This window comes from Microbacterium sp. zg.Y1084 (assembly GCF_024623595.1).
Classification (GTDB): Bacteria; Actinomycetota; Actinomycetes; order Actinomycetales; family Microbacteriaceae; genus Microbacterium; species Microbacterium wangruii.
The window spans coordinates 58,480-78,930 of sequence record NZ_JANJGV010000004.1 but is presented as its reverse complement, the minus strand read 5'-3'; the positions used below and the strand labels follow the sequence as shown (position 1 = coordinate 78,930).

Annotated in this window: 18 protein-coding genes; 8 read left to right on the top strand and 10 right to left on the bottom strand. The window is 65.0% G+C overall.

Annotated elements, in window-relative coordinates:
• Nucleotides 1–10: 10 nt before the first annotated feature.
• Entirely contained in the window at nt 11–2,860 is a 2,850-nt protein-coding gene (locus NQ165_RS08495) for a M20/M25/M40 family metallo-hydrolase (protein ID WP_257532574.1), read from the bottom strand.
• 659 nt (nt 2,861–3,519) lie between these two features.
• On the opposite strand from NQ165_RS08495, the gene NQ165_RS08490 reads away from it, so the two are divergent.
• Nucleotides 3,520–3,741, top strand: coding sequence for a hypothetical protein (locus NQ165_RS08490; protein ID WP_257532572.1), 222 nt, complete (start codon nt 3,520–3,522; stop codon nt 3,739–3,741).
• Nucleotides 3,742–4,127: 386 nt separating this feature from the next.
• Nucleotides 4,128–5,315 (top strand): ATP-binding protein, encoded by a 1,188-nt coding sequence (locus NQ165_RS08485; RefSeq protein WP_257532569.1) that lies wholly within the window; start codon nt 4,128–4,130, stop codon nt 5,313–5,315.
• 56 nt (nt 5,316–5,371) lie between these two features.
• Here NQ165_RS08485 and NQ165_RS08480 read toward each other — a convergent pair whose 3' ends face one another.
• The 4 genes from NQ165_RS08480 to NQ165_RS08465 all read right to left on the bottom strand — a co-directional run bounded on the left by NQ165_RS08480 (nt 5,372) and on the right by NQ165_RS08465 (nt 8,830).
• Nucleotides 5,372–5,746, bottom strand: coding sequence for a hypothetical protein (locus tag NQ165_RS08480; protein WP_257532567.1), 375 nt, complete (start codon nt 5,744–5,746; stop codon nt 5,372–5,374).
• A gap of 303 nt (nt 5,747–6,049) precedes the next feature.
• On the bottom strand, nt 6,050–6,706 hold the full coding sequence (locus tag NQ165_RS08475; RefSeq protein ID WP_257532565.1) for a hypothetical protein: 657 nt from the start codon (nt 6,704–6,706) through the stop codon (nt 6,050–6,052).
• A 90-nt stretch (nt 6,707–6,796) separates the two neighbouring features.
• On the bottom strand, nt 6,797–8,410 hold the full coding sequence (locus NQ165_RS08470; protein ID WP_257532563.1) for a hypothetical protein: 1,614 nt from the start codon (nt 8,408–8,410) through the stop codon (nt 6,797–6,799).
• A gap of 105 nt (nt 8,411–8,515) precedes the next feature.
• Nucleotides 8,516–8,830: a hypothetical protein gene (locus tag NQ165_RS08465; protein ID WP_257532530.1), complete on the bottom strand. Its 315-nt coding sequence runs from the start codon at nt 8,828–8,830 to the stop codon at nt 8,516–8,518.
• 93 nt (nt 8,831–8,923) lie between these two features.
• On the opposite strand from NQ165_RS08465, the gene NQ165_RS08460 reads away from it, so the two are divergent.
• A complete protein-coding gene (locus NQ165_RS08460) occupies nt 8,924–9,907 on the top strand; it encodes a hypothetical protein (RefSeq protein ID WP_374940935.1) in 984 nt (327 codons plus the stop codon).
• Here NQ165_RS08460 and NQ165_RS08455 read toward each other — a convergent pair.
• From NQ165_RS08455 to NQ165_RS08440, 4 genes are read right to left on the bottom strand one after another with little or no spacing between them, the layout of a single operon-like run.
• Complete coding sequence (locus NQ165_RS08455) at nt 9,886–11,634, bottom strand: restriction endonuclease-like protein (protein WP_257532526.1); 1,749 nt, start codon at nt 11,632–11,634, stop codon at nt 9,886–9,888. The genes NQ165_RS08460 and NQ165_RS08455 overlap by 22 nt on opposite strands.
• A gap of 5 nt (nt 11,635–11,639) precedes the next feature.
• Nucleotides 11,640–12,785, bottom strand: coding sequence for an AAA family ATPase (locus NQ165_RS08450; protein ID WP_257532524.1), 1,146 nt, complete (start codon nt 12,783–12,785; stop codon nt 11,640–11,642).
• A 54-nt stretch (nt 12,786–12,839) separates the two neighbouring features.
• The gene (locus tag NQ165_RS08445; protein WP_257532522.1) at nt 12,840–13,463 is read right to left on the bottom strand and encodes a hypothetical protein; all 624 of its coding nucleotides are present in this window, start codon (nt 13,461–13,463) and stop codon (nt 12,840–12,842) included.
• Nucleotides 13,463–14,470, bottom strand: a complete 1,008-nt coding sequence (locus NQ165_RS08440) for a site-specific DNA-methyltransferase (protein ID WP_257532520.1) — start codon at nt 14,468–14,470, stop codon at nt 13,463–13,465. Before NQ165_RS08440 ends, NQ165_RS08445 begins: the two co-directional genes overlap by 1 nt.
• Nucleotides 14,471–14,811: 341 nt before the next feature.
• On the opposite strand from NQ165_RS08440, the gene NQ165_RS08435 reads away from it, so the two are divergent.
• The 5 genes from NQ165_RS08435 (at nt 14,812) to NQ165_RS08415 (ending at nt 19,157) form a co-directional block, all read left to right on the top strand.
• Nucleotides 14,812–15,270: a hypothetical protein gene (locus NQ165_RS08435; RefSeq protein ID WP_257532519.1), complete on the top strand. Its 459-nt coding sequence runs from the start codon at nt 14,812–14,814 to the stop codon at nt 15,268–15,270.
• A gap of 148 nt (nt 15,271–15,418) precedes the next feature.
• Nucleotides 15,419–16,291 (top strand): metallophosphoesterase, encoded by an 873-nt coding sequence (locus tag NQ165_RS08430; protein ID WP_374940938.1) that lies wholly within the window; start codon nt 15,419–15,421, stop codon nt 16,289–16,291.
• A gap of 14 nt (nt 16,292–16,305) precedes the next feature.
• Complete coding sequence (locus NQ165_RS08425; RefSeq protein ID WP_257532517.1) at nt 16,306–17,331, top strand: hypothetical protein; 1,026 nt, start codon at nt 16,306–16,308, stop codon at nt 17,329–17,331.
• Nucleotides 17,332–17,725: 394 nt separating this feature from the next.
• Nucleotides 17,726–18,388 (top strand): hypothetical protein, encoded by a 663-nt coding sequence (locus NQ165_RS08420; RefSeq protein ID WP_257532515.1) that lies wholly within the window; start codon nt 17,726–17,728, stop codon nt 18,386–18,388.
• 175 nt (nt 18,389–18,563) lie between these two features.
• Nucleotides 18,564–19,157 carry a hypothetical protein gene (locus NQ165_RS08415; RefSeq protein ID WP_257532513.1) on the top strand — a complete coding sequence of 198 codons (594 nt, stop codon included), beginning with the start codon at nt 18,564–18,566 and terminating at the stop codon, nt 19,155–19,157.
• Between the two features lie 900 nt (nt 19,158–20,057).
• On the opposite strand, the gene NQ165_RS08410 is transcribed toward NQ165_RS08415, so the two are convergent.
• The gene (locus NQ165_RS08410) at nt 20,058–20,420 is read right to left on the bottom strand and encodes a hypothetical protein (protein ID WP_257532511.1); all 363 of its coding nucleotides are present in this window, start codon (nt 20,418–20,420) and stop codon (nt 20,058–20,060) included.
• Nucleotides 20,421–20,451 lie beyond the last annotated feature (31 nt).

Here is a 20,451-nt window from a genome sequence, read left to right as displayed (position 1 = left end):
CCGCCCCGCCTCACTCCACGATGGAGATCTTCCGCACCTGGGTGTTGCCCTTCGTCTCGACGTACACCCGGTGCTCGCCCACGGTGTACGTGCCGGCGGCGTTGTTGGAGATGGTGAACGTCGCGGTGACGGAGGAGTCGGATCCGTCGACGCGCGTCTCGGCGACCGTGATGGTCAGTTCATTCGTCTTGCCCGGCAGCTTCGTGACCACTGCCGACGGCTCAGCATCGACGACCGCGTTGTCGACCGTGACGTAGACCGCGTCGGGAGAGGAGAACTCCGCGTTCTTCACACCGTCGCCGAGCAGGAAGAACCCGCGCTGTTCGACGGCTCCGCGCTCGGGGAACGGATCGGCGTTCGTCTCGAGGAAGGTGGGATTGACGGTGTAGAGGTCGGTCTTCGAATCGGCCAGGACCGCCTGCACACCCGCGTAGGGGGCGTCGGCGATCGCGAGGTTGACGGACAGGTAGACCGCGTCGGCGTTCGTGGCCGAGACGCGCGACGAGAAGTACTGGTCTGCACGCTGGCCTTCGGGCACGGCCAGCGGCACCACGCCGTCGCCGACGAGCACGTTGAAGGCGAAATCGCCGTAGCCGCCGTCGACGAAGGTCTGCCAGGCCTCATCCGACATGTGGGCGGGGCGTTCCACCTTGAACTCCAGACGCATCGGTGCAACGTAGGTGGATGCCAGCAGCTCCGGGTCGTCCAGCGGCAGGTACACGCCGCCCGGCGCGTGGCCCAGGGCGAACGCCGCCGCGGTCGGCGCGTTGTTGCCGCGCCGCTCCCACATCGGGATGGTGAAGGCGGTGGCCCCGAGCAGTGCCTGGTCGCCGAGCGCGCCCGCGCCGACCGCGGACGATGCGTCCTCGTAGGTGCCGATGGTCACGTCGAGCAGATCGAGGTCGGCGCGATCCGCGTTCATGCCAGGGATGTCGGCCCACATGAACTGCGCACCGGCGGGCCCGGAGTAGCGAGCCATCTCCAGCATCCCGTCGGCCATCATCTTGGTCATCTGCACGGCCGAGTCCAGGCGCATCCGCTCATTGGCGGTGTGCCACCAGCGCTCGTTGCCGGGGATGACCGCACCGAATGCGGTCATCTTGTTGCGGAAGTTGCTGGCCAGGGTGCCGCCGGTCGTCCCCTGCGGGTAGACGATGTCCCGCAGGGCGTACGGGTCGGCGAACTCCGCCGGATCGTGGTCGATCGAGGCCTGATAGCTGCCGAACTGCAGCGCGGTCAGCGGGTTGTCGTGGGTGACGTACAGTCCCGCGCCGATGGGTGCTCCGAGTGCCCCGATCGCGAACCCCCGCGACTCGAACGCTTCGGTGACCGCCGCGGTGGCGCGGCTGGCGTCATCCGCGGTGACATGCATGCTGCGCACGTACAGCGGCATGCGGAGACTGCCGGAGTCCGCCGTGTAGAAGCTTCGTGGCGTCTCGGAGTTGATGTTGGCCATGAGCGCGAACGTCAGATTCGGGACACCGTTGCTCGGGTTGCGCAGCAGATCGGCCGGGATGCCCATGTAGGCGCCGATGTAGGCCTCCCCCTCCACGCCGTCGCGGAAGAACAGGTCGGTGATGCCCTCGGCGGCCTTCTTCAGCTGCATGTCCTCAGCCGTGACGCCGAGTGCGCCGAGTCCCTCGGAGAGCAATGACATGCCCCACACCACGGCGTTCTTGCCGTACTGCGGGGTCGGCATCTCCATCGCCACGTCGGTGTTGACCTCGATGGTGAGCACGTCCCCGGTGAGGGCGGTCTGCACCTTGGGCGTGGTGCCCGCCGCGGCAGGCAGCCAGCCGCGGGCGGTGGCGGCGGAGGTGACGGCCGCGACGAATCGCTCGCGCTCGGCGGGGGTGGCGCCCGTCACGTCGAGGGTGAAGATCGCACGGGACGCGATCTGGGTGGTGCTGCCGTAGGCGATGTCCTTCAGCGTCGGATCGCCCTCACGCAGGGTCACTCCCGCTGTCGCCTCCGTCAGCCGGAACGCGCGGCCGGTGTCGGCCGACAGATCCATCGAGACCGAGGGGGTGACCGAGCCGGAGTTGCCGACGATGACGGGGAAGCGCGAGTCGGACGTGTAGGCCGCGATCGGCATCTCCTCGCGATTGAGGTTCTTGTACGCCCAGTTGTCGTAGAAGCTGGGGTTCGCGTTGTACGGGATGGACTGGAACGTCGCAGTGTCGGCCGCCGTGGGGGTGCCGGGGCCGCCGTCCTCGTAGATGCCCATCGCGATGCGGATGCGCCGGTCCATCGGCAGGCCGGCCTCCATCAGCGCCTTCGCAGCGAGCAGCGTGGCCAGCGTGGGGCCGCTGTCGTCCTGGATGCCGGCTCCGTAGATCCAGCCGTCCTTGATATAGGGCGCGTGGTAGGCGCCCTCGGTGCCGAGGTTGCCATCGGCATCCCGCCAGCGCTCGAGCTGGGCGGCGGAGACGGATGCCGTCGGCGAGTCGAGGTGGCTCAGCGCCATGATCATCTCGGGCGCCTCCGGGTCGCCGATCTCGACGTAGACGTACTTGTCGGCTTGCCGCTGGACGACGACCGGGAAGCCGAGGTCCTGGGCGAGCCTGACGACCCACGCGAGCTTGGCGACCTTGCGGTCGTACTCGTACTGGTTGGCCGGCGTGTTGCTGACGGGGAAGGGATACCGCGTCGCCGCCGTGCCACCGCGCGAGATCGAGTCGTAGCTCGAGCCGTCGAGCATGGCGCCGACCAGGGTGAGCGGGTCGTAACTCCCGTCGCCGACGCGGGCGTCGCTCACGAGGCCCGCCCACGCCTCGACCTCGGCGTGCACGATGTCGCGCTCGTCCTCGGTGACCGACAGGTCGTAGCCGACGTCGGGCACCAGACGATCAGCGGCCACCCTTTCTGTGGCCGCGGCACCCTGGCCGGTGAGGACACACGTGGACAGAAGCAAGGACACGCCCAGCGTCAGCGCGATCGGCTTTCTCCGCATACTCTCGATCTCCCTCGATCAAACGGAGTTGGGGCATCCGTTTCGCCCGCCACGCTGTCAGGGACCTCCCAGCCTTGTCAACGGTTGCGACCGCCCCCAGGTCAGCGCTACGACGTGCCACAGAAACGCGAAACGGCCGGAGATCACTCTCCGGCCGTTCGTCGCACTGTCGTGGGTGTGTTCGGTAATCCTGGGACGCCCGGAAACTCAAGGGCGTCACACCCGCCCCGAGGACCCGGTTACACGCTAGTGCCCTGCTTCTTACAACATGCAGGTCAGATGGAGAATCCTCAACCCGACGGCAGGGGCCCCGAAGTGTTGAAAGGCCGCGATATCGTGACGTCAACTACACATCTTCTTGGGGGCGCGATGATTCGAAGCCGGGGGCGGGGTCTCGGCGACAGCACTCGGGCGTTGTTGGGCTGCTCCTTGCGGGCTGCTCCGGGGCAGGTAATGCGAGGTTCGGCGACTATGACGGGGGACCGCAGCCGGGGTACGAAGAGCATCTTGAGAGCAATTCGTACGTCCCGGAAGAGCCCCCCTCCGGCACCGAGATCGACCACGCGATGGAAGAGTCGTTCGACCGGGCTAGGGAGGAACTCGGTATCAGCGGCTGGTCTTGCTTCCTCGATCCAACGTTCAACGAAGACTGGCACGATGACGTCGTCTGCACGAACGGAAGCGAACGCCATCGCCCTCACCTGCGCGAATGGGACAGCTTCGTTGAAGAGTGGGAACTGCTCCAGTCGGCGGAGGAGTACGGACAGCACCTCAACTCGCGCGACTGATCGAACCGGTCTAGCCGGTAAGCGGCTTGCCCACTGCCGACCAGAGCGTGCCTTCCATAGAGGCCGTGTCGGGTTTGGCCATCACGGAGGCGGGGCTGGCGCTCGCGTTGTCGCAGGCCATCGCCAGCATGCCCGGTTGGTGTTCAACGCTACGGTCGCCGCGGCACAGTTCGTTGCCGAAACCTGGCACGAGCGCAACACGGACGGGGTTAGCCCAGCCTCCTAGACCGAGCGATTGTTAAGCGGCGTCAGAGCTCCCCCACGGGCACCCACGAATGCCTCAGCCTGCCGCCCCCGGCGCGGGTCCTGCCGGTAGGTTACGTGTAACAGTTTCTACTGATGTATACGATTTTCGTATACGGGACTAGATATGGTTAGGAATCAGCGTGGATCCAGTGCGAAACCCTTACGTTCCGGGTGCAGGCCGGAAGCCGGCGGCTTTAGTCGGCCGCGATGCGACTATCAAGTCCTGGCACGTTGCGTTGGAGCGCGCCGAACGCTCGGTGACGGACCAGCCGTTCGTGCTCTACGGACTTCGCGGCGTCGGAAAGACCGTCCTCCTCACGCAACTGCGCCACGACGCCGAAGCCCGCGGCTGGATGACGGCTCAGCTGGAGGCTGGTTCATCTAGGGGCTCGGGCTCTGCGAACAAGTCGCTTCGCATGCTCTTGGGGGAGGCGCTCTATGAGCCCCTCTCAGACCTCGTGCGCCCCAACGCGGGAGCCCGCTTCCTTAAGGCGCTGAAGACAGCCCTCTCCTTCAAGGCCTCTTACGATGCGACCGGTACCTGGACCTTCGGCGTGGACCTGTCCGGCACGCCGGGTGGCGGCGCCGACAGTGGCATCCTCGACACCGATCTCCGCAAGATCATTAAGGACGTCTCACTCGCAGCTCGCGACGATGGCATCGGGCTCGCTGTTCTGATCGACGAGGCCCAGGAGCTCGCTGAGGAAGAACTCACAACAATGGCCTCTGTAACGCAGGCGGCCGCGCAGGACAACTGGCCCGTGTTGTTTGCGTTCGCTGGCCTGCCCAGCCTTCCGCAGACGTTCGCTGAAGCTAAGTCGTACTCCGAGCGCTTCCAGTACAGCCACATCGAACGGCTGGACGAGCAGGATGCAGAAGAAGCGCTTGCTAAGCCTGCCCGAGACGCCGACGTGGAATGGGAGTCGTCCGCGCTCGCGCACGTGGTCGAGGCATCAGGTCGCTATCCCTACTTCCTTCAGCAGTTCGGTCAGGAAGCGTGGAACTGTGCAAACGGAACGGTAATCACACTCCAAGACGCGACTCTCGGCGTCGCCAAGGGCCAACAACTACTGGATAACGGATTCTTCCGCGCGCGTTGGGACCGAGCAACCGCGAAGGAGAAGCGCTACATGCGGGCGATGTGCCCTGAGGGAGACGCCGGCGTCGGTTCTAGCGAGGTGGCGAGCCGCATGGAAGCGACCATCAACTCGCTTGGGCCGACGCGCGCCCAACTCATCCACAAGGGCCTGATCTACGCCCCAGATCATGGAGTTGTAGCATTCACGGTTCCTGGGATGGCGGACTTCATCGCCCGACAGGTGGACTAGTTGCCTGAGCGGATTCCGTGGCCCTAGTCGCCCGTGTAGAGACGGTCACCGCTGCCCTACGACGACGGGGAAGTGAGGGTCCGGAGTCGCTGCGCGAGTTGGCGGCGAAGATCGCGGCGCTCCTGCATCCCGACCCCGTAGCGGAGGTAGCGGATTGATTCCAGGTCGAACGGCACATCTGCAGCGTTCTGTGTGAGCAGGATCGTGTCGCGTGGAAGAGCATGATCCAGGCCAGCCTCGTAGAAGACGTTCGCGTTCCACCCGGTCAAGTCAGCGATTACCACTCGGGATCGCCACAGGATCGATAGGACGTCATCCATTACGTGGTTATCGAGCCAGATATCGTCAGCTCGAACGCAGGTCATGTCAGCGTCCTTCGCGGCAAGCTGGATCGTCTCGTAGACGATGTCGAATTCAGCCGAGAAGGGCATCATGACGCCTACCAACCGCGAGTCGGGAAGCAAGTGGGTGGGGAACCGAACGGCGGGCGATGCGCCGCGGGGCGCGAACGGCCTCACTTCCATCCCGTCCGCCCTGGCTCAAGCAGGACTCATTGACCGACCGCACCAGAGCCCGCAAAGGGCCAGGGCACATCCGGCGATAGAGTGCGGTCATAGCCCGCCAACGCTCGCTACAAAAGGACGCCCCAGAGTGACACGATTCGACGAGCACGGCGCGTCAACATCGCCGAACGGAACCTCGCAAAGTGACGCGGGCTAACATGCTCAGCAACCTCAAACGAAAGCAGCGAGTGCCTTGCGAACGACCTCGAGGTTCGCGGCGTGATCGGGCACGATGAGGCCTCCGCGAACGGAGAAATCGCTCATCGGGAGAATGACAAGGGAGAGGCCGTGCGCGGGAATCAGTTCCCTGCGCCGGTCGTCGTAGATGCGACGTTGCTCCCCACGATGCACCCCAGAGACGGTCATCACGTCCGGCTTGTCGAAGTGCTTGACGGCTTCGCTGTGCTGCTTTTCGTGGAACTCGACCACCAGCTTCAGCCGCGGCCAGTAAGCGTCGACCGGCAGCGGCTTTCGATTGCCTGTCTTTGGCGACGGGTCACCCCTGAGCCAGTCGAAGGTGTGCTCGCGCCTGCCTGGTGACCCCAGCACCTCATCACAGAGCCTGAGCACGTAGGCCTCGTTCTTCTTCCCCATGGGGTCAGAGTAGGGGGTGTGCCAGATTTCCAGCGAGCCCGCGTCCCACATCTCTATCTGCGCGACGGCACCTTCGTACAGGTAGATTTCGCCATTTTCCGCAGATCGTTGAGCCCGTCGCCCCACCAAGCCGTAGGGGTGCCTCAGCCTCTGCCCTAATGCGACGCGGAACAGGTCTAACTCACCCGCTAGCTGCGAGCGGCTGGGCTGTCGCATGAACGGATCGCCCAACATGTTGCTTCTCCGAGGGCACGGAGCGCAACGTCTCGAAGCCCAGAGTCGACGTGCGTCGCGCCGCATGAACTGGGTGACGCCGATTCTGGGCTACCGACCGTACAGCTTGAGCGCCACGTGGTTGACGATAAGGCGGCGCCCGTCCTTGTCGAACGCGAAGTGAATCCGACCCACCTCATTGGGCTTCACGGCGTCGCGGACCTTCACATGCGGCACCTGATCGTGCCGCTTGCCCTCGAAGTCGAAGTAGCGCATCGCCTTGCTCTTCTCGATGGTGTCGTCAGCAGTCGAGACGTTCAGGCCGAAGTTCAACTTGAACCAATCGTCGATGTGACCGATCGCTCCGGGATCGTCGCCGTAAAGCTTCTTTGCGGCACGCGCGAGTGCGGCCAAGGTCTGCGTCATGTCAGCCGGGTCGGGATATGCGATCTTCCTCCAAGATCGCTCCGCCGCCTCGGTGAAGACGATGCTGGAGCCGCTCGCATCCGTGAGTGCCAAGAACGTTGGTCTCGGGTCTGCCGACGCTACGAGCGGCTTGATGCGAAGCCACGGGTCATCCTCATCCTCGGCTTCCTCCCCGGTCTTGAATTGACCGAGGTGGAGCCCTTTCCAGTACTCCAGCTCCACCTGCAGACCCTCCGCTGCATCGGCGCGCGTCTTGAGCCCTTGGACGTCGTTTGCATACGATTCAGCCAGTTCCTGCGCCTCGGCAACCTCCCCCTCAAGCACACCGACCTTTTCCAGCAACGCGTCGCGTTCGGCACCGATATCGGCGGCCTGCTGAGCGAGGCGAACACGTGCGTCGGCATCCGCGCGAGCTGCGCGCTGAACAGCCTGGCGTGCGCGGCGCCACCCTTCGTCGACGCCGCGCGTAAGTGCGGCTACGGGCGCGAGGCGTGGCATGAGGCGATTGCGCAGGACTTCACGGTCGGCTGCCACCTCCACCTGTGCTGCCGTCACATCGACGCCTGGCGCCGCGAGGTCGGACCAAACAAGCCGGGCCCCGCCGAAGGGGACCTGCAGCCCAGGGATGGATGCCTGCAACGCATCCCGTGTCGAGTAGTTCAGGGTGACCACCCGCGTCAGGCCGATCAGCTTGCCGGCTGCGGCGTACGCGGCGTCGCGGATCTCCGCCGAGCTGTTGTGGACGAGAAGGATTGGAAGGCGCGACGGGGACTTCAGAGCTGTCGCCAATGCGGCAACCTCGTCCAAGCCGCGAACCATCTGGAAGCGTGCGTCAATCCGCTGACCACCAATGCTCACTCGCAACGCTTCGTCCCGAGCAACCGCACCTACGATGCCCGGCTGGTAGACGCTCGTTGCCCGGACGGGTGTAAGTGCGCCGCCCAGGTACTCCCTGCTGATACCGACGCGAAAGCTCACGTGACCGGCAACCTCGCTGAGAGTGACGCGTGTCGTGAGTTCGACCCCAGACTCGAGCGGCTGCTGCACCGACACTCGTAGTGCTCGATCGGAGCCGACGCCAATTGACTCCCACACCGCCAGCCGATCCGAGACGACCAACGAGCCCAGCTCGACAGGCGGCAGTGTGAGCTTTCCCGACTGAAGCAGATCGGACACCCCGACGATAACCGCGGATCCTCGGCTTAGCCAGCTGGCCACATGCTCCGAGAGGAGCGCGAAAGCCGAATTCCCGTCGTGCACCGCCTCGGCATCGAAGTCAACCACGTAGAGAAGGTGCATCAGCGCCGCCTTTCGCCACCAGCAAAGCCTCGTAGCCTGGACAGCACGCAGATCCCCGGGCTACACCTGCGTCAGCCTATCGATCGCGGAGAATGCGGCCTACAGCTACAACCGATCAATCCAAGTGTCCTCATCGCGGTCAGCCCACGAGTTGCCCGTGTTCATGCGGTGCGCGCGAGAAGCGCGTCCGCTCAACATGTGAATGAGCAGATTCGCCTTGTCGGCCTCAAGCTGCGCGACTGAGGAGATCTGCACGCCGGTGAGTTCGGCCACCATGTCGAATTGCTCGCGAGCACCCGTCACGCCGATCCTCGCGAAAAGATCGCGGATCGTCTCGCGCTGAACGAGGCTCATCAGAGCGGGCGTTGCTGCGGCGCCCTGGTCAGCGGAGTCATCGAGTTCAAACAGTCCATCTCCCACATCTCCATCCTGCCCCGCACTTCGCGACATGACTGACGCGGATTCCCAGTTGCCTGGGGCGTTCGGTTACGGACCGGGAGATAGCGTGGACGGATGCTTGAGACCACCCCGCCCAGCCCGGTCTCGCTGAGCGCTCTGGGGGATCAGCCTCGGTTGTCGGAACCGAGGCACGCCCGCCGCGCCCGCTTCCATCAGTCCTGGTACCGGGCAGTCCAGCTTGGTGTTCCTGGCTGGGGCAAGACCCCTATGGGACGACCCCTCGGCAGCATCCTTCCGGTGGCAGCCGCCGCAGCCGGCAGGAACTTCACCTCACCCGAGGCCAAGGCGATGTTCGTGAAGCGTCGGACGCTGGGATGGGGCGTCGATCCCGTCCGGATGACCAGCCACATGACCTCAAGCCAAGCGCTACTCATGAACCTCTTCGGACCACTCGCCGACGATCAGGGCTGGCTGCTCGAAGTGCTTCGCGGCGTGCTTACACGGCCCGATCTGACTGAGGTGCTCGACGTCGCGGTTGAGTTCGCCCCGCCAAAGCGCAGTCAGTACCTCGGAGACATGACACGGGTTGATGTCTTCATGAAGCTTGCAGCGGAGGGTGGCATCGAGGGCCTCGTCCTCGAACTCAAGTACACGGACCGGTTCAGCAGTCGAAGGCTGCCGCTCTCGGAGAGTCCTCGGTACTGCGACCTTGCAGAATCTACCCACCTCTGGAAATCCCCCGACCACACCTTCACCGACGGGTCGGTGAGCCAGCTTGTGCGCTGCCACGCGCTCGGCGCACGCACCCTGCAGGTTGATCTTGGAGCAACCTTGCCGGCCACGCTCCTGCTCGTGCACCATCCGCTCGACTTGGGTGCTGGCCCCGTCTTCGATGCGTACCGTCGCCAGCTCGCCAACCCGAAGCTCGCTACGCGTGTCGACCTTGAGCGCTTCCTGCAGACCGCACTCGCCTGGGCTCCCGGCATCGAGCAGGCTCGAGGTATTCGCGAACTTCAACTGCGCTACCTCAGACAGGAAGAGAGCGAAGCCCTCTGGCACGAGCACCTCGCGGCGACTCACCCCACCAAGCGGAGGTGACGGTCTCGGCCGTCTACGACAGTCAAGCCAAGCGACTCGAAGAGGCTGGTCAGCCAGGTGCGGAGGTCCTCGTCGTTGCCAGGCAGCAGAGGGAGTGCGCCGATGCCAACCTCATCGGCGGCATCGCGCAGTTTGTAGCCGGTCGCTGGCGCCGGCCAAGGAAACAGCGCCACGCCGGCAACGACTGGCCGGATCGGCTCGTTCTCGTCATCGAGCACTTGGATGGCATCACGGTAGCGGTGGAGCTGATTGACCGCGTCGATGGGTGCGCCCGCGGCGCCGAACTGCTTGATATACTCGGCCGACCCATCGATGCGGTACTTGGCGTCGAGCACGATCATGACGTCCACACCACCCGGCGCCACGACACGAAGCACGATGTCGGGCTTTTGGATGCCAGTCGGGACGTCGAACGCAGGGTTGTAGGCAAGCGCCGCCTGTACGAACTTGCCGGGGAGCTTCACCGAGCGCGCGAGTCCCTTGCGGAGCATGAAGCGCAAGCCCGCACTGTCCGTCGGTATCAACTCCGAGAAGTCCACCTCGGTGCCGAGTAGTTCGGCCGTCACTTGGGCCACCTTGAGGAAACACCACGTCTCGTACAGATCGTTGAGGTCGGACGTTGAGTACTGGTGGGTGCCGTCGTCGCCGGCCAACGCAGCGCTGAGCACGGACAGCACGCGGTACGCCTGGCTGTACCCGATAGCGCTCTGAAGCTGCAACGAAGTCGCGGACGCTGGTACGTCAATGGTGGCGGATGAGATGACCGGCGAGAGCAAGAACTGCCCAACGAACTCCTTAAGCTCGCGGATCTCCGAAAGCTCCGCGTCGAGACGCGGTGGCCGCTTACCGGTCCGCTCGACCGAGCGTCGCACCCGCGCTGCCTGCTCAGATTCGAGCTCGAGCAGCCGAGCATGCACAAACTTCAGGCGCGACCGGATCCAGCGGTGCTCAAACGTGTCGAGCGACTCGAAGGCGCGGGACACCTGAATCTGCGAGCGCACCGGCCCAATACCCGGAACGTCTTGGAAGTCTCCGAATCCGAGTCCGCGCACGACCGCGCGCGTCGCGCCTGCGCTGGAGCCACGGACGCGGTGCACGGGCGTGACCGCGTCTTCGCGCACCAGTGTTCGTCGTGCCGATGAGGTGATGTATTGGATCGCCGCGTTGAGCGCACCAAGGTGGATGCGCAGCAAGGTCAACCACTCAATACCCGAGCCGGTCTCGTCGCGATTCGCTCTCGCCTGCCGATAGGTCCCGCGCAGGTACTCGAGGATGAGGGTGCGGCGAACCGCGGCGACACCTTCCAGAAGCTCCTCGTAATCCTCGACGTAGTCGATCTTCGAGGGGAACACCTCAGCCTCGATGACGAGCGTCTCTTCACCGGCGCGAAATGAGAAGTCGGTCCGCCCGACCTGCCCCCGGAATCGCACCGTGAGCGCCAGTACGTTCGCCTCGGTGACGACGGTGCGCTGGACGATGAGGGTTGGGTCACGAAACACGCTCACCGGCTGCACGCCGGGGATCTTGCTGCGGACGATGAGCTCGTAGTTGCGTTCCTCGAACAGCACGGGCGTGGCCGCAGTCTCGACCGGGGAGCCGTTGAGGGTCGCCGCGAAATGCGGTGTGATCGCCAGGGCCTGGCGAGACTGAAGCGCCGCCGGAAACTCCGCCGACCCGTTGATCTCAACGACCAGCGCGTCGGTTTCGAGGCCGGCAAGCTGCGCCACGACGACTACGTCCAGTAATTCGTGAAGCCGGTTTCGACGAGCCTGCGCTGCATGAGGTCGATGCGCTGAGCGCACACAGGAAAGGCCGAGGCGGCACCACCGCTGGGTTGCGCCCACTCGCCGAGCTGCTTCAGCAGATTCGAAATCGTGGGACCGGAGCCCTGAATGCGCGGCAGCACCTTCATCGAGATCGCCAGGTCCAGCGGATCGATCTGGCCACCCTCGGCCGACTCGAATTGGTCAGGCTGTTGCTCGGCCGCCAGAACGAACATGGCGATCTCGTCGCGGACGCGGTATCCAAAGTGCAGCTGCGCGGGCTGGAGCAGGTCGTTGAGTTCTGTGAGCGTCTCGATAACCCGCACGACACTCGGCTCACTGCTGCGCGGATGGCCGGCAAGTGTCGCGCCCTCTCGACGCCAGGCGTCCGAGTGCCACTGCTGAGGTGCCGGCGCCGCGCCGCCGCCCCCGATCAGACTGAGGTCGATTTCCGAGAACTCGATGACGAAGGCTCGGTCGAGGACTTTCCGCGAGAACCCAAAGGTCGTCTCATCCATGTTGACAGAGCCCACGATGGCAAGGTTGCTGGGGATGACGACCTGCCCCCACTCGTCGCCAGCATCTTGCTTGAGAGGCGTCGCGGGTACGCCGTCGAGCAGAACGCCGGCTTCCTCGATACGAGACAGCACCTCTGCGAAGTAGTACTCGGGACGAGCGATGTTCATCTCATCGAGCAGGAAGAAGTACTGCGTGTCCGGGTTCGCGGCAGCTTCGCGCGCGAACTGCAGAAGATGGCCGGGCTCGAAGTCGCTCCTCAGGTTCTTGTACCCAAGCAGCTCACTGCTGTCGTTCCAGTCAGGGCGCACCGGGACGGTTGTCGCGACGGCGCCGGTTGCATCGGCGACCAGACGCGGGAGTGCGCTCTTACCGGTGCCCGAGACGCCGGCGAGGATGACAAACGGCTTGGTGCGGATCGCCGTGATGTACGACGCGACCTGCCATGGTGCGAAGTGGAACCCCCGCGCTTCGATGTAGTCAAGAACTGCCTGGATATCCACGGTGCTCAACGCGACCGTGCTGGCCGTCGCGACGGGCTGACTTGCCGGCGTGGCAGCAGCCGGTGCCGCGGGGAGGTAATCATCGACGTCGGCCACGTCGGACACTAGCGAGAGAGGAGTCATCCTGAGCAGTTCCGATTCGTTCGTGGCCTAGATCAGCGTCGGGTCGAAGAGCGCCGACTCCTCAGCGTTCGAGAGACCGACCTCGCTCCTGAGCGTAGCGATGAGGTCCGACGGTTCCGCCTGGTCCGTGAGACCGAGCGTTTCGAGGTCGCGATCCCGCAGCCACCAGATGGCAGTGTCAGCAAGACGCGGTTTCTTGTTCTTGTCGGGATCAGCGCCCTCAGCTCGGAGGAAGGCCTTCTCAAGCTCGCTACCCGGAATCGCAACGAAGGTGAACGCCCGCGGGGAACTCCCCGCCACCGCCACGAAGGGAGGTGACGCGAGCGATGCTGCCCATCCCGATGCGGTGTCAGAAGGGCCGTTCGACGGGTACTTGTCCGACCGGAATCCATTGTCGGTCGCGCTGGCACTCCCGAAAGGATTGAAGAAGTGCGGTGCCGGCCTCGTGTCCGGTCGAACACGTGCCCACTCCCGAATCGCCTGCTGGAAGGGCTGCGACGCCATCCCCGTGACGACTTGAGCGCTGGGTCCGCCCGAGTTGACCAGAGCACGCCGGAAGATCAGGTAGTCGAGGAGCTTGGGCTGTGCGCGGGAGGCACGCAAGCGATCGACAGCGTGCTTTATGAGGTCTGGTGACAGGAACAGTGCCACTAAGCCTCCTCGTCGTCATGGTCCTTAAGGGCCTTCAGCCTATCGGCGGCGATGTCGCAGTACTCCTCGCTGATGTCAATGCCGATTGAACGGAAGCCGTGCCGACGTGCAAACGCCATGGTCGTACCCGAACCATTGAAGGGATCGAGTACGACACCTCCAGGCGGCGTCGTTGCCAGGATTGGCGTGCGGACGAGATCCTCGGAGAATGTCGCCTTATGGAACGACCGTCCACGCGCGGGGTTCGTGATCCATGTGTCCAGCGGCGGAAGGATACTTCCCGACGGCATCTTCCGTCCGACAAGATGGCGGTCGTAGTAGTACCAACGGTTCTTGGTCAGGTGGAACACGTACTCATGCGACATGGACGAGCGGTCGCGTACCTGGTCGGGAATAGGGTTCGGCTTCACCCAGACGTTGTCGTTGCGGACGAGCCAGCCGTCGTCCTGCAGCGCGATGGCCAGCCGGTGTGGAATGAGGAGGAGTTGCTTCGGACGCGCCCATAAGCCGTCGCCAGGGCGATCCTGCGGGCGCAGCCCAAATCGCCGGGCACCCTGCTTGACCTCGCCACTCTTGTGGGCGCCCTTACCGCTCCAGTAGGTGTCTCCGATGTTGACCCACAGCGAGCCGGTGTCTTTCAGCACTTGTCCGCAGAGATCGAACACCTCGACGAGTCCATCGATGAACTGACGCGGGTGCTCCTCAAGGCCCATCTGGCCGTCCTCGCCATAGTCCCGCTGGCCGTAGTACGGCGGCGAGGTGACGATGGAATCCACCTTGATGCCCGCGTCGATGAGGCGTTGCAGCTCGGTCCGGACGTCGCCCTTGAAGATCATCGAGCGGTCGTCGGAGTAGTACGCAGCTTCGGGGAGATCGCCCTCGGTGAAGAAGGTTTGCGGCGTCGCGACCGGGTTCAGAGCCGCGTTCGCTGGGGTCCGCTTGAGGCGCCCGCCTTCGACAGACGCCCGGTTTGGAGGGAGCGGAATGATCTTCGCCAGCTCTTGCATCGCCCTAATCTTCTCTCGTCGTCTACTTGACCGGTGCCAGGCGCGCCTAAAACTCCACGCCGCACCGGCGACCAGGCTAGGGAGGGCCCCAGACACTAGTTCGATCCATCCTCCCCTGCGCCCGCCTCAAACTCGCTGATCGGCCGGACAGGGTCATCTGACCTAGTTCAGCTCGCCCAGCAAGTTAGGCGACAGGTTAAGCGCGGCACCCGCCCGCGACGTGCGCATTCGCCGCCCGCCATCGACGAGATCCATCTGGTGTTCCAGGCGTTCGCCACACTCGCGCATAGCGGGTAGTGAACGCGCTGCATACGGCGGCGCCACACAGGAGGACGAGAACTTTGTCGAACGAGATTGACTTCAACGCGCCCTACGCCGCCACGCTTGAGAGCGCTTTCTGGTGCGCCACCGACGCCATCGCAGAAGAGACGCCGCGGGTGTGCTTCGGTGAACTCATCCTCCACGTCCGGAACGCGGCGCGGTGGACCGAGGTCGCCGCGAACGACGCGTTCCTGAGCGAGTGGGCGCGGCGGACGCAGTTCTCCCTGCAGGGCATCGACCTCGCCGAGGCCTACGACCTACTGCTGGAAGTGCTGCTCGGGTGCGCGGAGACTGAGCTGGTCCCATACGCGCCCATTCTTGGCCGCCCGATTACCGACGAGCCTCTGCGTGAGCTGCCAGACCTCGCCATCAGGCTCAGCCGGACCTACGTGAAGGCGCTCCTAGTGGAGAAGTTCGACACCGCGCTCACCGAGCAAGACGTTCTCGACGCGATCGAGCGCCGATCTCTGCAACGCTGAGCAATCGGCTCCGGGCACCCCGCCCCGTTGGGTGCTCGGGAGTCGCTCGCAGAGGCCCGAGCGTGCTCGTTGAACAGCTTGAGGCACGAAGTCACCGTGTTCGCACTTGATGGATGATCCCGCGTGTTGAGTGTCCGACCTCTACTCCATGCTCGGAGCAACGTGTTCGTGGATGCCGGGAGGGGCGCGCGTGCGGCCATGGGAGAGTGTTGCTCGGTTCGATCTGGACGATGAGCGTGTCGCTGTGTGTGGCGACTGGCACGGGAACGCGTCCTGGTTGCGGACCGTCGTGTCCGCGATCCCGGTGTTGGCCCCGGATGTGAGGACGATTCTTCAGCTCGGGGACTGGTGGATGGATGCAGAGCGGACGGATGCGCTCTTCCAGCGGACCGGCATCGAGCGAGTGCTCGTGACGACCGGGAACCATGAGCCGTGGAACCGTCTCACGCCTCTGATGGAGGCTCACCCGGGTCGGGCGATTCGCGTCTCGGCGGCCACGTGGATCCTGGCCCGCCCGTTCCGCATGAGCATCGGTGGGCGTGAAGTGCTTTCGCTTGGCGGTGCATCGTCGGTGGATCGGGCTTGGCGCCGGGAAGGAGTCGACTGGTGGCCGGATGAAGCGATCACCGAAGGCCATGTCGAGGCCGCGGTGGCAGGCGGCTCCGCGGATCTGCTCCTCACCCATGAGTCACCCGAGGGCACTCCTGTGCGGGCCGTGAACCGCATTCTTCATGAGGACCCGCCGAGCTGGCCGGCCGCTGCGTTGGCAGCGTCGACCGAGTCGCGACGCAGGGTCACCCGCGTCTGGGACGCGGTCCGGCCCCCGTTGCTCGCGCACGGGCACATGCATGTCGCCGGGGGCGGCAAGACTGCGGACGGCCGTCGGGTGGCGAGCCTTAACCGCGACGGGGGAGAAGGACACCTCGCATTTCTCGACCTGGCCAGTCTGACGATGACCGTTCCTTCCCTCCGTGAGATCCACGCGGCGGCGCAGGGCGCGTCGAGTCTGGGATACGAGTGACGTGACGGTGGCAGATGAGTGACGAGCGACGTAACGAGGAAGGGCGCCTCGCGGAGCGGTTCGAGGAAGCGAGGCCGCAACGCGCCGAAATCAGCGACGGGTGGTGGCCGCTCGTGCTTCGGCTGGACAACCGGCTTGCCGCGCTCAACCCGCGATACCGCCTGCGACGGATCCGCCGAGTCGACGGTCGGCTCCTGATTGACGCTACCCAGGACATCCCCGCGCTTGAGGCAGCGTTCCAGGCGACGCTCCGCTTTGCGGAGGCCGAGGCCGTCCAAACCTGTGAGCAGTGCGGTCGCCCGGGACTGATGCGCAATCTCAGTGCGGCGTCCGCGACCTTGTGCGAGGAGCATCTCGAGCTCTCGAAGACGGAGTCCGCACGTTTTACGAACGCGGGTCCCTGGGCCGCGGTTATCGGCCAGTGCTACACGCGGGAGAGCATCGCGCGTGCCCTCGGCACGTCCCTCCAGGAGGTCGATGAAGCGGCCGACGAATTGCGTCTCCTCTCCTTCACCAGTTCGGATGGCGTCCAGCTCTTCCCGGCCCTACAAGTCCGGAGCGGTCAGGCTCCCGATGGCTTGGAGTACGTGCTGCGCGTTCTTCACGCTGGTTTCGACAGCCCGCTCATGTGGGCGCAGTGGCTGACCCACGCCCCGCCGAGCCCACCCGCACGGCCCGCTTGGCGGCGCATCGACATGCTGCACGCCGGTCACCTCCAGGAGGTGCTCCTGGACGCACAGCACACCGCCACAGCATGGGCGAGTGACCCGGAGAGCGCAGCCGCGAAGATCTCGCTGATACTCGCTGAGCTCGAGCATTCACTTCCCGAGAACGCTCCGGGAACGCGGCTTCATAGCGCCATCGACGAGGCCGAGCGAGCACTTCTCAATCTCTCCGCATTCCCAGTCATCGAGCGGGACGCCGCCTTCTCCTCCAGCCAGCTGCGGTTCCTCGAGGCCGTCCTCGGCGAACTGCTCGCGGCCCTCGCCGATGCCGATTCCACCGACGCGGCACGGGTGACCGAGGCCACAGATGAGTGAACCCGGCGCGGAGTCCTCGGATGACCCGCTCGCCCGGCGCACAGACCCGGGAGAGAGGCTCGCGGACGCCATCGCCGAAACGCGACAGGTCCTCGGCGACCTGGACTCCACGCGACCGGCCCAGATGGACCTGCTCTTCTACATCAGCGGCCTGACCCATCTGCAGGTAGTGACCGCGAGGAGCTGCTCGATGCCCTCGACGAGTTTGACCTCCACCTTCCGCCGGCGCGACCAGTCCTCGGCGAGTTACCGAACGACGAGCACGAGCACCGCGGGCGCCACCAGCCGCAGGAAGGTGACAGCCAAGCACAGACGACGGCGCCGGGGAGAGTCCACCGGATGATGCCGGTCCGCGCGACGCGCAGCAATGCTCCGGAGCACGAGGAGCAAACCGGTGAAGCCTGACTTTCTCCGTCCCGTAGTCGCACTGGACATGGACGGCGTCGTCCGCATCCCACGGCCCGAAGCGGGTGGCGTGGAAGTGATCAGCCACGAGATCACGGTGCGACGCGACGCCTACCCCCGGCTGTTCCACTCATTGCCGCATTGGGAACGAGACGGCACCAACACCGAGACCGACTACTTCTCCGCGTACGCAGTCCGATGGATCAGATCACTTCTTGACCGCGGTGTTGACGTGCGATGGGCGACGACATGGGGGCCGTACGCCAACACCTACTTCACCGAGCCACTCGGCCTCCCTCACCTTCCCGGCACGCCCGGGGTCCCCACGATCCCCTATGACACCTCCGCCAGTTGGAAGGCCCGAAGCATCGGCGCGGATACCCGCGGCCGGCCCGTGATCTGGGTCGACGACCACCCCCGCGAGGAAACGCTTCGGCAACACCACACACCGCGAGCACTGACCAGCACGCACCGTATCAACCCCGTGACCGGCATCACCCAGACGGACGCAGACGCGGTCGACGCGTGGCTTGCGCTTGCCAGCACGGCGGCGGGACAAGAAGACCTCCGTCGCGCGTGGCGTCGCGAACTCGCCCGCCGCCGACGCCAACCACCAGATGACCCACCGATCCCTTACTACGCGTTCGTCTGATCGACACGGGCGGCGAAGCCGTAGCGCCAGCAAGGCGAGCGAGGGCGTCGCCCGCTGTGCACCCGACTCAAGGAAGGTGATGGCAGACGAACCACGGCGCTTTCAAGGACGGCACGCTGATGACGAGTGCATCGCTTCCCCCTCTGATCTGCCGCGGCCATTGAAAGGAGACGCTGTGCCGAAGAAGAAGCGAAAGGACTCCGCGACCCCCGCCAGGGCGAGAGCGTCGAGCTGGGTGGACATGAGCGGGTTCGATAAGGAGCCGAGCGCCACCGTCTCGCAAGTCGTGGTGCTCGACGAACAGCTCACCGGCGCGGAGGAGCACTTTCTTCGTCAAGCTGGGATCACGATCACGTCCGACTCGGATCACCCGGCCCTGCAAGCGGATAGGAACTGGCTGAGGGTCAGCGCCGCCCGCCTCGAAGCCGAGCTACGGCGATGGCCCGGCACACGAGCCATGGCCTCCGGCCTCGATGTCCCGCCCGGGCGGCTCCGTCGACTCGCCGCCTGCGGCAAGGTCGCGTCGGCGCGGCTCTCCAACGGGCGCCTCGTATACCCGGTGTGGCAATTGCGTGAAGACCGTTCGCTGCTGCCGGCGCTGCGTGAAGTCCTCGCCGCGTTCCCATCGGATGCGCATCCGCTCGACATCGACCACATCATGAGGAGCCCGGACGAGTCTTTGGGCGGACTGACTCCGCGCGAATGGCTCGAGCAGGGCCGTGATCCCGGTGATGTTCTCACGCTCATCGACGACCACGGCTGGCTCTGAGCACAAACCACCTCGGACGGTCATCCTCGAGACGTTCGATCCGCTTTGTCGACCACCTGGCCGAGCCCGAACGCCTCCTAGAGCTGGCGCGGGACATGTGAATCATCGAGTGGCGACGCGGCGCGATCGCGTCGTGCTGTGACGGGCTGCGACGACGTCATCAGCCCTCGGAGCCATCCTTCTCTCCGCCGTACCAGCCGTGCGAGACGGGTGGGGACGACGTCAGCGTGCGGTACGGAGGGCGTACGTGAGCGCGGCGGCCCGAAGCTCCGAAAGCTCCCCTCGGGCCAGCGCTCTCCGCTGACGCGAGTACCAGTGGGCTAGGGCACGCTCTCGTTCATCGTCGCTTCGGACCCGCGGGGGACGTCGCTCCTGTCGGATGAACTCGCGGAGCTCGTCCGCGCGTAGGTCCCACGCCCCCTCTCTCGTGGCCTCCTCCCAGCCCGGTAGGGACTTAAGGGCGCGGACCTGGGCGGACGTCAGCGACGTTGCGCGTCGTTGATCGGCAATCCACGCGACGTCGGCGGGCTCGACGTCGTCGCTTCGTCGTGGGAGCCGCCCCAGTTCATGGCTCCTCGCCTCGATGCGCTCGAAGCGGACCCTCCAGCGGGGAGGGAGGCCGAACTTGTCATAACGATGATGTTCACTCACACCCTCCCCATGCGCGGTCCCAAGGGAACCCGGAGTCAGGGCACGGTCGTCATGTGAGCAGGAGTTGGATGCCCCCGCGAGACACGCCCCCTACGGTGACGGCATGTCAACCCGGAGGTGGCATTATGCGCCGTCGGCTGAAGCGCACCCGCTCAAGCCTGCGCGTGCCCTCGCACGCTCGCCCGCTGGGCAGCGTGACAGCGGCAGTGACGCAATTACAGTCCTGCTGCATGCCTTGCCCGTGATTGGCTACTGCCTGCGCTCTGGAGACGGCCAGGTCTCGATGACCCGACTGGCTGTCTTAGCGACGAAGGGCAACTCGACTGCGAAGAGCGCGAAGTCGGCGAAGGTGATCGTGGTCTCCCCTCGAAGCATCCGTCGGATGCGATCGAGACTCATTCCTGGGATGTGGTGGTGGGCCTCAGCGAACCTCTCGATACTCCCGTACCGAACCTGTATGAGGTCCCTTGCCGTCGTTGCGATGCGGTGCTGGAGGATTGCTGACCGGTACCGATGGTCTTCCTCATCTACCCCTTCGGCTGGATCAAGACTCATCTGTGACCGGCCGAACGCATGCTTGTCCTTGATCATCGACCTCGGCTCGAAGTTCATGCCGGTTCGATACGCCATCACGAAGCCCCCG